The organism is Limnohabitans sp. MMS-10A-192, assembly GCF_003063335.1.
Lineage (GTDB): Bacteria > Pseudomonadota > Gammaproteobacteria > Burkholderiales > Burkholderiaceae_C > Limnohabitans_A.
The window spans coordinates 701,882-713,916 of the sequence record NZ_NERX01000001.1; the positions used below are offsets into that span (position 1 = coordinate 701,882).

Sequence of the window (12,035 nt, forward strand, 5' to 3'; positions counted from 1 at the left end):
ACTCGTTGCCGACCGCAGTCGGCAACGGGCCATGGGCTTAGAAGTTCAGGGTGCGCTTGTCCACCGCCAAAGCCGCTTCCTTGGTCGCTTCGCTCAAGCTGGGGTGTGCGTGGCAGATGCGGGCGATGTCTTCGGCGCTGGCGCGGAACTCCATCGCCACCACGGCTTCAGAGATCAACTCTGACACCTGTGGACCCACCATGTGTACGCCCAAGATTTCGTCGGTCGTGGCATCGGCCAAGAACTTCACCATACCGGTGGTGTCGCCCAAAGCGCGTGCACGGCCGTTCGCCAGGAACGGGAAGGTGCCAGCCTTGTACGCCACGCCGTCGGCCTTGAGCTGCTGCTCTGTGCGGCCCACCCAAGCGATTTCGGGGCTGGTGTAGATGACCCAAGGAATGGTGTTGAAGTTGACGTGACCGTGTTGGCCAGCGATACGCTCGGCCACAGCCACGCCTTCTTCTTCGGCTTTGTGCGCGAGCATCGGACCGCGCACCACATCGCCCACCGCCCAAACGCCGGGAACGTTGGTTTTGCACTCGCCGTCCACCACAATCGCGCCGCGCTCGTCGAGCTGCAAGCCGATGGCTTCGGCGTTCAAGCCGATGGTGTTGGGCACGCGACCAATCGACACGATGAGCTTGTCAGCATCCAACACAATGGCTTCGCCTTTGGCGTTGGTGTAGTTGACGGTGACGCCCTTCTTGCCGTTGACGATCTCGCCGACTTTCACACCGAGTTCGATCTTCAAGCCTTGCTTGTCAAATGCCTTTTTGGCTTCTTTGGCGATTTGCTCGTCCACAGCGCCGAGGAATGTGGGCAGGCCTTCGAGGATGGTCACGTCAGCGCCAAGACGACGCCACACAGACCCCATCTCCAAACCAATCACGCCTGAACCAATCAAGGCCAGCTTCTTGGGCACAGCGCCCACGCGCAAAGCGCCGTCGTTGGACAACACGTTGACTTCGTCGAACGGTGTGCCTGGCAAGGCACGGGCGTTCGAGCCTGTGGCGATGATGACTTGCTTGGCCGTGATGGCCTCTTCGGTTTTGCCAGCTACGTTGATGGTGTAGCCGCCTTCGGCTTTGCCAGCAAAGCTGCCGCGACCGTGGAAGAACGTGACCTTGTTTTTCTTGAACAGATACAAGATGCCGTCGTTGTTTTGCTTCACAACGTTGTCCTTGCGGGCAATCATCTTGGCCACGTCCATCTTCACGCCTGTGGCGGAGATGCCGTGCTCTGCGAAGTGGTGGTTGGCATGGTCAAAGTGCTCGCTGGACTGCAGCAAGGCCTTGGAGGGAATGCAACCCACGTTGGTACACGTGCCGCCGGGCGCTGGGCCACCGGCTGCGTTTTTCCACTCGTCGATACAAGCGACCTGGAAACCGAGTTGTGCAGCGCGAATCGCTGCGATGTAGCCACCGGGGCCACCGCCAATGACGACGACGTCGAATTGTTTGCTCATGGTATTTGTCTTCTGGATGAAAAACGCCCCCTGGGCAGGGGGCATTCAAAACAAGGGGTTTAGATGTCGAACAGCAAGCGTGCTGGATCTTCCAGCGCCTCTTTCATGGCGACCAAGCCCAAGACAGCTTCGCGGCCGTCGATGATGCGGTGGTCGTAAGACATCGCGAAGTAGTTCATGGGGCGAACCACGACTTGGCCGTTTTCCACCATGGCGCGGTCTTTGGTCGCGTGCACGCCCAAAATGGCCGACTGGGGTGGGTTGATGATTGGGGTCGACATCATGGAGCCGAAGGTACCGCCGTTGGAGATCGAGAAGGTACCACCGGTCATCTCTTCGATGCCCAGCTTGCCGTCACGGGCCTTGACGCCGAATTCGGCGATCTTCTTCTCGATGTCGGCAAAGCTCATTTGGTCAGCGTTGCGCAAAATCGGCACCACCAAACCGCGTGGCGAGCCCACAGCGATACCGATGTCGAAGTAGCCGTGGTACACGATGTCGTTGCCGTCCACCGAAGCGTTGAGCACAGGGAATTTCTTCAAGGCGTGCACAGCGGCTTTGACGAAGAAGCTCATGAAGCCCAGCTTGCAGCCGTGCTCCTTCTCGAAACGCTCTTGCATGCGCTTGCGCATGTCCATGACCGGGGCCATGTTGATTTCGTTGAAGGTGGTCAGGATGGCGTTGGTCGATTGCGACTGCAACAGGCGCTCGGCCACGCGGGCGCGCAGACGGGTCATGGGCACGCGCTGCTCTGGACGGTCGCCCAAAGCGACTGCCGGTGCAGCCACTTGCGGCAAGGACTTGGTGGGTGCGCCTGTTGGAATCACAGCGGCGGTCGACTTGACACCACCGGCCACTGCGGACAGCACATCACCCTTGGTGACGCGGCCGTCTTTGCCGGAACCAGCGACCGAGCCTGCGGCCAGGTGGTTGTCGGCCATCAGCTTGGCGGCTGCGGGCATGGCCACACCGGCCATGTTGCCACCGGTGGCTGCAGCAGCGGCCACTGGGGCTGCGGCTGGTGCAGCAGCAGGCGCGGCAGCGGGCGCAGCCACGGCACCGGCTTTGCCTTCGGTGTCGATGCGGGCGATCAGCTGCTCAGCAGCCACGGTGCCGCCATCGGCCACGATGATTTCAGAGATCACGCCAGCCGCAGGTGCAGGCACTTCGAGCACGACTTTGTCGGTTTCGATTTCGATCAGGATTTCGTCAGCAGCGACGGCTTCGCCAACTTTCTTTTTCCACTGCAGCATGGTGGCTTCTGCCACGGACTCGGACAGTTGGGGGACTTTGACTTCTACGATAGCCATTTTGAATTCTCTTTAAAGGTTAAACGCAAGGTTGTTCTGTTGGATCACTTGGTCAGCACGAAGCCCTTGAGCTTCGAGAAGGCCGCTTCGATCAGTGCTTTTTGCTGGTCCTGGTGCAGGTGTGAGTAACCCACCGCTGGCGATGCGGACGCTGCGCGACCGGCATAACCGAGCTTTTGACCATCGAGCATGTTCTCGTGGATGTTGTGCTGAATGAAGAACCAGGCACCCTGGTTCTGTGGCTCGTCCTGGCACCACACGATGTCGGTGGCGTTGGGGTACTTCTTGATCTCAGCTGCAAAGGCTTTGTGAGGGAAGGGATAGAGCTGCTCAACGCGAATGATCGCGGTGTCGTCCGCACCCTTGGCTTCGCGTTGCTTGACCAGGTCGTAATACACCTTGCCCGAGCAAGCGATGACGCGCTTGACCTTGTCAGCCTTGAGCGCCTTGTTCTCGGGGATCACGGTCTGGAAGCTGCCTTTGGTGAACTCGGACACCGGGCTGGTGGCGTCTTTGTTGCGCAGCAGCGACTTCGGCGTGAAGATGACCAAGGGCTTGCGCAGATCACGCACCATCTGGCGACGCAGCACATGAAAGATCTGGCTGGCCGTGGTGGGCTGCACGATCTGCATGTTGGTGTCAGCTGCCAGCTGCATGAAGCGCTCCACGCGGGCCGAGCTGTGCTCAGGGCCCTGGCCTTCATAGCCATGCGGCAGCATCAAAGTCAGACCGTTGACACGGCCCCACTTGACTTCACCGGACGCGATGAACTGGTCGATCACGACCTGTGCGCCGTTGGCGAAGTCGCCAAACTGGGCTTCCCAGACCACCAAGGTGCTGGGGTCGTTCGATGCGTAGCCGTATTCGAAGCCGAGCACGGCTTCTTCGGACAGGATCGAGTCGATGACGACGAACGGAGCTTGCTTGTCCGAGACGTTTTGCAGGGCCACGTAAGTGCCGGTGTCCCACTTCTCACGCTTTTGATCATGGATCACAGCGTGACGGTGTGTGAACGTGCCACGGCCGCAGTCTTCGCCAGACAAACGCACAGGGTAGCCGCTGGCCACCAAGGATGCGAAAGCCATGTGCTCGCCCATGCCCCAGTCCACTGGCGTGTCGCCACGGCCCATGGCTGCGCGGTCGTCATACACCTTCTTGACCAGCTGGTGCGGTGTGACCGACTCAGGGATGGTCGTGATTTTTTCGGCCAAACGCTTCCAGTCAGCCAATGGGATCGATGTGTCACCGGCATCGGTCCACTTCTTGCCCATGTAAGGCGCCCAGTCCACGGTGAACTTGGTCTTGAAGTTGGTCAGAACCGGCTCGGTGGTGTTCTTGCCTGCGTCCAAAGCAGCACGGTAAGCCTTGACCATGTCGTCACCGAGGGTCTCGCCCAAACCTTGCGTGGTCAATTTGTCGGCAAACAACTTGCGGGTGCCGGGGTGTGCGCTGATCTTCTTGTACATCAGCGGCTGGGTCAGTGCTGGCGTGTCCTGCTCGTTGTGGCCCAGTTTGCGGAAGCAGACCACGTCCAGCACCACGTCCTTGCGGAAAGTCATGCGGTACTCCAGGGCCAGCTGGGTGGCCAGCACGACCGACTCAGGATCGTCACCATTGACGTGCAACACGGGCGCTTCGACCATCTTGACGATGTCGGTGCAGAACACGCTGGAGCGCATGTCGCGTGGATCAGAGGTGGTGAAACCGATCTGGTTGTTGATGATGATGTGGACGGTGCCGCCTGTGGAATAACCACGGGTCTGGGCCAGTGCCAGAGTTTCCTGGTTGACGCCCTGGCCGCCGAAAGCGGAGTCTCCGTGCACCAACACAGGCAGCACTTGTTGGCCCAGCGGGTCGTTGCGACGGTCCATGCGAGCGCGCACAGAGCCCTCGACCACGGGGTTCACGATTTCCAGGTGCGAAGGGTTGAAGGCCAGCGACAAGTGGACGGGACCACCGGCGGTGTTCACGTCCGAGCTGAAACCTTGGTGGTATTTCACGTCACCGGCGGGCAGGTCTTCGGGGGCGGTGTGGTCGAACTCGGCGAACAGGTCCGCAGGCAATTTGCCCATGGTGTTGACCAGGACGTTCAAGCGGCCACGGTGGGCCATGCCGATCACCACTTCCTGCACGCCTTTGGCGCCAGCTTGCTGGATCAGCTCGTCCATCGCGGCGATGAAGCTTTCGCCACCTTCGAGCGAGAAACGCTTTTGGCCGACGTATTTGGTGTGCAAATAACGCTCAAGACCTTCGGCTGCGGTCAGGCGGTCGAGGATCTGCTTTTTCTTCTCAGCGCCAAAGTTGGGCTTGCTGCGGATGCTTTCCAGCTTTTGCTGCCACCAGCGCTTTTCAGCCTGCTCGGTGGTGTACATGTACTCGGCGCCGATCGTGCCGCAGTAGGTTTCGCGCAGCGCATTGAGCAGCTCGCGCAAGGACATGTTGTTCTTGCCGAAGAAGGTGTTGCTGGTGTCGAACACGGTTTCCTGGTCGGCATCAGAGAAGCCGAAGAAAGCGGGGTCGAGGTCAGGGATGTTGGGGCGCTCGGTGCGCTTGAGCGGGTCCAGATCGGCCCAGCGTTGGCCGACGTTGCGGTAAGCGGCAATCAGCTGCTGAACGGCGGTGCGCTTGCGGCCCATTTCGACGTTTTCGCTGGCCATGACGACCTTGGTGCCGCCGGCTTTGGCGCGCTCTGCAAAAGCGTTGATGACGGGCAGGTGCGGCACGTCTTTGGCGTTGGAGCCATCGACTGCGGGAACGTGCTGGAGGGCGTCGAAGTATTCGCGCCAGGAGTCGGGCACGCTGCCTGGGTTGGCCAGGTAGTTCTCGTACATCTCTTCGACGTACGGGCCGTTACCTCCGAAAAGGTGGGTGTTGCCTGAATAGGCAGCGTAGACGGAATTTGTCTCGCTCATTTTTCGCTGACCTCCGTTCCCCTCTGGGAAACATAAGTTGGTTGAGTTTTACCTTCCGCGACACGGCTGGACCGGTTGGCGGATGCGACTGTGGCTAAGGAAGGGCCTGAGTAACGACGCATTGTGCCATGGCTTGGCCGATGTCAAACTTACAGCTTCACGCTGTCCAAACGAAAAAAGGCCCCGCAAGCGGGGCCTTTTTGTCATGACTTCATCAGATCGACGATTTGCTGCAGAGCAGCCGGATCATCCATCGTGGTCAAATCACCAGGGTCACGGCCTTCGGCTACAGCCTGCATGGCGCGGCGCAGCAGTTTGCCACTGCGCGTCTTGGGCAAAGCCGACACGAAGAACACGCGCGAAGGACGTGCCACAGCACCCAGCTGTGAATCCACCACCTTCATGACTTCGGCCTCCAATGCCTTGCGCGCCGCGTCGTTGGTCAGCCCCGATGTGTCTTTGGCAATGGCAAAAGCCATGGCCACCTGCCCTTTGAGCTGGTCAGCCACACCGACCACCGCCACTTCGGCCACGTTGGGGTGGCTCGAAATGCTTTCTTCGATCTCACGGGTGCCCAGGCGGTGACCGGCCACGTTGATCACGTCGTCGGTACGGCCCAAGATGAAGTAATAACCATCTTCGTCGCGCACCGCCCAGTCGAAGGTGCTGTAGACCAGCTTGTTGGGCACCGTCTTCCAATAGGTTTTCACGAAACGGTCATCGTCACCCCATATGGTTTGCAGGTTGCCGGGCGGCAACGGGCCTTCGATGGTCAACACGCCCTTCTGGTTGGCACCGGTCAGTTCTTCACCGGTCTGGTCATCGACCAGTTTGACGTTGTAGCCGTAAATGGCTTTGCCAGGCGAGCCAAACTTGCTGGGGGCTTTTTCCACGCCGTTGCAGATCGTCAAAATCGGCCAGCCGGTTTCGGTTTGCCAGTAGTTGTCGATGATGGGCTTGCCGTTCAGGCCTTCGGAAATCCACTTGGCGGTGGGCTCGTCCAGCGGCTCACCGGCCAGGAACAGCGCTTGCAGGCTGGACAGGTCGTATTTGCTCAGCAATGCGGGGTCCTGCTTTTTCAACACTCGGATGGCCGTGGGCGCGCTGAACATGACGTTGACCTTGTACTTCTCGACCAGGCTCCACCAGATGCCGCCGTCTGGGCGGATGGGCAGGCCTTCGTACATGATGGTGGCCATGCCGCCGATCAGGGGGCCGTAGATGATGTAGCTGTGGCCCACCACCCAGCCGATGTCGCTGGTGCAAAAGAATGTGCCGCCGGGCTTGCCCTGGAAGATGTGCGGCATGCTGGCCGCCAGCGCCACGGTGTAACCACCGGTGTCGCGCTGCACGCCTTTGGGCTTGCCGGTCGTGCCCGAGGTGTACAAGGTGTAGCTGGAGTGGGTGGAATCAACCCACTCGCAAGGCACCACGGTATCCATGTGCTTGGCGCGCTCGGTGGCGTAATCCACATCGCGACCGGCCACAGGCGTGAAGGCCGCCAGTTTGCGGTCAACCATGATCACGTTGGCAGGCTTGTGCGCCGACAACTTGATGGCTTCGTCCAGCAATGGCTTGTAAGGCACGCCCTTGCCGCCGCGAGAACCGGCATCGGCGCTGATGATGACCTTGGGCGATGCGTCTTCGATGCGGGTGGCCAGCGAATGCGAGGCAAAACCACCAAACACCACCGAGTGGATGGCCCCCAAGCGCACGCAGGCCAGCATGGCGAATGCGGCTTCGGCGATCATGGGCATGTAAATCAACACACGGTCGCCCTTGACCACGCCCAAGTCTTTCAAGATCGCGGCCATGCGCTGCACTTCGGCGTGCAGGTCACGGAAGGTGTAGATTTTTTCCTGGTCGGTTTCCGTCGACACGAAGATCAGCGCGGGCTGATCGGCGCGCTCGGCCAAGTGGCGGTCCACGGCGTTGTGGCACAGATTGGTTTGACCGCCCACGAACCACTTGGCAAATGGCGGGTTGCTGTAGTCGCAAATTTGCTGCGGCTGGACTTTCCAGTCCACCAGTTTGGCCTGCTCGGCCCAAAATGCGTCGCGGTCGTTGATCGAACGTGCGTGAAAGTCAGCAAAGCTGCCCATGAAAGACTCCTCAATACCTGCCAATAAGAACCCGTGAGGCCCCCTCGCCGCGTGCGGCCAGAGAGCTCTTTATGAATTCTTAATTATGGATAAGGGACTTGCAACAAGCTGACTTTGTCACACACAAGACAAGGCGGACCCGCCGCCGGGGATCACTTGAAGAGACTTTGCAGCAATTTGAAGTCGGGGTGCTCGGCCGTTCGGATCCACTCAAAGGCCACCATCTCGGCCGTTACCAACTCGGCGCCAGCACCGGCCAAGCGGTCGTAGGCTGCATCGCGGTTGCGTTCGGTGCGCGAACTGCAGGCGTCGGTCACCACCCACACATCGAATTCGTCTTCAAGCAAATCGAGCGCCGTTTGCAGCAAGCAAATGTGGGCTTCGCAACCCGCCAACACAATGGTTTTGCGCTCCTGGCTTTCAGGCTGGGGCTTTTGCAGGTGACGCGGCAAACTGCGGGCGTTGCCACGCGGCGGCTGGGCAGGCACGGGCTGCAGCCATTCCCCCAGGCCCTCTTCCACAGCGCTGAATTGCATCTTGGCCAGCACTTTGCGGCAATGCGAGCGCAACTCTGGCGGCATCTCCCCCAGGCGCGAGGGGTTCTGCTCGGTGCCCCACACGGGCAGCTCCAGTGCAGCGGCCAACTCGGCCAGCTTGGCGGCGTTGGACCAGACGCTCTCGGCGTCCAGCATCACCGGCTTGAGCTTGGCCTGGAAATCCACCAAAACCAACTGACTCTCTTCGACATCGATCAACATATCAAAATCCATTCTCTAGATGGAACAATTGTCGCAGGAGCGCTCAGCAAACTTTGACGACATGAATATTGAATGATTTGGCATGACATCCAATCCGACAATCAGTTATGCTCGAAAGTTATGCGTCAGTTGTTCCTTTCTCTTTGTTGCCTGATCTTCTCGTCAGTGGCACTTGCCGCGCCGACGGATGAAGAAGCGCTCAAACCTTTGGTCGAAAAAGGTTTGATGTCCCAATTCGCAGGTCAATTGAGCACAGCCAAAGACAAAGCCAGCGGACAAGCCACAGGACTGATCACACAAGCCATGGACCTGCTCGGTGTGCCATATCGCCGCGGCGGCACCAGCGAAGCATCGGGGTTCGATTGCAGTGGTTTTGTCCGCTACCTGTATGAAAATTCGGTTGGGCAAATCCTGCCTCGACGCGCTGAAGAACAAGCCCACAGCACAGAAACCATTGACCGCAGCGAACTCAAGCCCGGCGACCTGGTCTTCTTCAACACCATGAAGCGCGCTTTCAGCCATGTGGGCATTTATGTCGGGGATGGCAAGTTCATCCATGCGCCACGCACCGGCAAGGCGGTTAAAGTCGACGACATGCGCAGCGCCTATTGGCAAAAACGGTTCAATGGGGCGCGGCGCGTTCCACTTGACACCGAACCGAACAAACCATGAACTCTCAAATCGACCACCTCGTGGTCATGGCCTCGACGCTGGATGCAGGCGTGGCCTGGTGCGAAGCCACCCTGGGCATCACCCCTGCAGCTGGCGGCGAGCACGAAAAATACGGCACCCACAACCGCCTTTTCAAAATCGCGTCGCCCAAGCACCCGCTGGCCTATTTTGAAATCATCGCCATCAACCCGGATGCCCCAGCCCCCAAAGGCTCCGTGGCACGCTGGTTCGACATGGACGACAAGGCTCTGCAAAAAGCCGTGGCCCAGGCGCCTCGTCTCGTCACTTTTGCGGCCAGCACCGACGACATCAAGGGCGCTCGCCATGCGCTGCGGACCCAAGAGATCGAGCGCGGCCAAATCGTGCATGCCAGCCGCAAATCGAACAAAGGCACCCTCAACTGGCAAATCACCGTGCGCGAAGACGGTGAACGGCTTTTCAACGGTTGCCTGCCCACCTTGATCCAGTGGGGCAAGCCCGATGCCGCCGAGCCGCTGCGCCTGCACCCGCGCAACAGCCTGCCCCGCTCGGGCGTGACGCTGCAAAGCATCGCCATCAGCCACCCCAGCGGCCCCAAGCTGCAAGCCGCCTACGAAGCGATCGGTCTGCAGGGCATCGCCATCGCAACGGGCCCAGCCAACATCACCGCCACCTTGCAAACCCCCAAAGGCCTGGTACAGCTGGACAGCCTGGGCATTTGAAGTGCCTCAGCCCTGCCCCTCATCGGGCAGGGTCGACAGCAGCGCCATGCCTGAGGCCATGACGCCTGCCGTGAGCCATAAAGCCCCCTTGAACGTACCCGTGGCTTGCGCCATGGCCCCCGCCACCACCGGCGCAATCACTTGAGCGGCGCCATAGCTCAAAGTCAGGCGGGCCATGGCCTTGCCAGGGTTTTGCGGCGCACGGCGGCCGACCAAAGCCAGCGTCAAGCTGACGATGCCGATGAAGGTCGCGCCGTAGCCGATGGCCCCTCCCAAAGCAGCGGCGAGCGAGCCCGACAAAGCGGGCAAGATCACCGACAGCGTCTGCAAGCCAAAAGCCAACAACAAAGCCCGCGTATCACCCCAACGGCGCGCCACCTTGTCCCACAAAAACACCGCAGGCATGGCCGCCAGGCCCACCAAGGCCCAAGCCAAAGCGCCCTGCCCGGCCAAAGCCGGTTCGCGCTCGACAATGGCCACGGTGAAGGTCGCGCTGATGACAAAACCCCAGCCCGCCGCAAAATAGCTGCCCGCCATGGTCAGCATCCAGCGGCGCGAGACCTTGTTGGGCACATCGGCGGCGCTGCTGGCAGCAGGTGCAGTCGGCACCGGTGGCCGCCAAGCCCAAGCCGGCACAAAAAACACCAGCCCGATGGCCGCCATGGCCAACCACTGCGATGACCACAGGGCCCAGACCCGCGAGACGACCCACACGCCCAGGGCCGACACCACAATGCCCAAACCGATGCCAATGAAATGAAGGCCCAACTCGGGTCGGCGCCCTTGGCGCATCAACCAGCCCAGCACCAGCCCGGCGCCGAGCAACATGCCCGTGGCACCGCACAAACCGCCCAGGTAGCGCCACAGGGCCCAAGCTGGCATCCAGGTCGACAGCGCCATACCGGCCACCGTGAGCAAGGACATCCACAGCCCCATGCTGTAGAGCCGGTGGCGCCAGCGCACATCGTCGATCCAGGCAGCGGCCAGCGCGCCCGAGATGTAGCCCGCGTAATTGATGGCCGCCAAAGCGCCCGCACTGGCATCGTTCAAGCCTGTTTGCAATTGCAAGGCGGGCAGCAAAGGGGTGTAGGCAAACCGGGCCAGACCAATGCTGAGCACCAGGCCAAAAATGCCGCCGATGATGACCTGCCAAGGTTTGAGGTGCGATGCGTCAGTGCTCATGGATTGCGATGTTGAAGCCAAGTGGCCTTGGTGCAGATTGTGGCTTAGCCAACGTAATGGACTTGTAGCCGCCAAGACAGGTGCCCCACCCAAAGCCACCGCAGTCGCAGCTCAGGTCGCCAGCTTTGCCACGCAGACATCTCCACGTTCAGCGCCGCCCACCGCCGGGTTTGACCAAGTCGGCATCCACCCAGGCTTGCGCCGTCTGTCGGTTGAGCTTGAAGCCAGCCTCCACCTTGAACTCGGCCAGGGTCTCGCCAACCTCGTCTTGGGCGCTCAGCAAGGCATAAGGGTTGTCCTCGTCGGGCACGATGCGCAAGAGCACTGTCACACGGCCGTCTTGGCCGTTCACCGTCACGCTCTGGTTGAGCTGCGCATGCAACTGCTGCTCGCTGCGGCGCACAAACTCGCTGGCGGTTTTGACCAGCGTGATGAAGGCCGTGCCATCCAGCGGCTTGGGGTTCTTTTTGTCGCGGCCCATGGTCCAAGGGCCGACCAACGCGGGCTCAGACTCACCGGCTTTGTACATGGCCACCGCCCAGCCGTCATCGTCTTCATTTTTGATGACCTTGGCGGTCCATTGCTCGTCTTGCCAAAGGCGTGCTTCCTGCAGCAAGGGCGTGTCTTGGGTGTCTTCGGTCATGGTTTGTTGGAGAAATGTGGGATGGCGATCATGCCTGATGAAACCAAGCCCGATGAGGTTGACATGTCAGCGCAGCACCTGTTTTTGTGATCCCGGGCGAAGACCCGGGGTCCATGGTGCAGCGCAGTCCTTTGGAAACGCCAGCTGGGCGCGATGGATCCCGGATCAAGTCCGGGATGACAGATGGAGCAAGTCCGGCATGACAGCCTCTGTTTTTGTCATCCCGGGCGAAGACCCGGGATCCATGGTGCAGCGCAGTCCTTTGCAAACACCAGCTGAGCGCCATGGAT

9 protein-coding genes are annotated in these 12,035 nt (G+C 60.4%); 2 read left to right on the plus strand and 7 right to left on the minus strand.

From position 1 onward, the window contains the following. Positions 1–37: 37 nt before the first annotated feature. The 5 genes from lpdA to B9Z43_RS03475 form a co-directional block, all read right to left on the minus strand. Positions 38–1,465 (minus strand): dihydrolipoyl dehydrogenase, encoded by a 1,428-nt coding sequence (gene lpdA, locus B9Z43_RS03455; RefSeq protein ID WP_108322721.1) that lies wholly within the window; start codon positions 1,463–1,465, stop codon positions 38–40. A 59-nt stretch (positions 1,466–1,524) separates the two neighbouring features. Continuing rightward, the gene (gene odhB, locus B9Z43_RS03460; RefSeq protein WP_108322722.1) at positions 1,525–2,775 is read right to left on the minus strand and encodes a 2-oxoglutarate dehydrogenase complex dihydrolipoyllysine-residue succinyltransferase; all 1,251 of its coding nucleotides are present in this window, start codon (positions 2,773–2,775) and stop codon (positions 1,525–1,527) included. Between the two features lie 44 nt (positions 2,776–2,819). After that, complete coding sequence (locus B9Z43_RS03465) at positions 2,820–5,687, minus strand: 2-oxoglutarate dehydrogenase E1 component (RefSeq protein WP_108322723.1); 2,868 nt, start codon at positions 5,685–5,687, stop codon at positions 2,820–2,822. A 203-nt stretch (positions 5,688–5,890) separates the two neighbouring features. Continuing rightward, a complete protein-coding gene (locus B9Z43_RS03470; protein WP_108322724.1) occupies positions 5,891–7,789 on the minus strand; it encodes a propionate--CoA ligase in 1,899 nt (632 codons plus the stop codon). Between the two features lie 152 nt (positions 7,790–7,941). Then, positions 7,942–8,547, minus strand: a complete 606-nt coding sequence (locus B9Z43_RS03475) for an isochorismatase family protein (RefSeq protein WP_108322725.1) — start codon at positions 8,545–8,547, stop codon at positions 7,942–7,944. 72 nt (positions 8,548–8,619) lie between these two features. Here B9Z43_RS03475 and B9Z43_RS03480 point away from each other — a divergent pair, with 72 nt between their 5' ends. Both B9Z43_RS03480 and B9Z43_RS03485 read left to right on the plus strand, forming a co-directional pair. Then, entirely contained in the window at positions 8,620–9,219 is a 600-nt protein-coding gene (locus B9Z43_RS03480) for a C40 family peptidase (RefSeq protein WP_233250002.1), read from the plus strand. After that, complete coding sequence (locus B9Z43_RS03485) at positions 9,216–9,920, plus strand: VOC family protein (RefSeq protein ID WP_108322726.1); 705 nt, start codon at positions 9,216–9,218, stop codon at positions 9,918–9,920. The genes B9Z43_RS03480 and B9Z43_RS03485 overlap by 4 nt, the downstream gene beginning before the upstream one ends. A gap of 6 nt (positions 9,921–9,926) precedes the next feature. On the opposite strand, the gene B9Z43_RS03490 is transcribed toward B9Z43_RS03485, so the two are convergent. Beyond that, a complete protein-coding gene (locus B9Z43_RS03490) occupies positions 9,927–11,102 on the minus strand; it encodes a YbfB/YjiJ family MFS transporter (protein WP_108322727.1) in 1,176 nt (391 codons plus the stop codon). Positions 11,103–11,250: 148 nt separating this feature from the next. Then, complete coding sequence (locus B9Z43_RS03495; protein ID WP_108322728.1) at positions 11,251–11,745, minus strand: hypothetical protein; 495 nt, start codon at positions 11,743–11,745, stop codon at positions 11,251–11,253. Positions 11,746–12,035 lie beyond the last annotated feature (290 nt).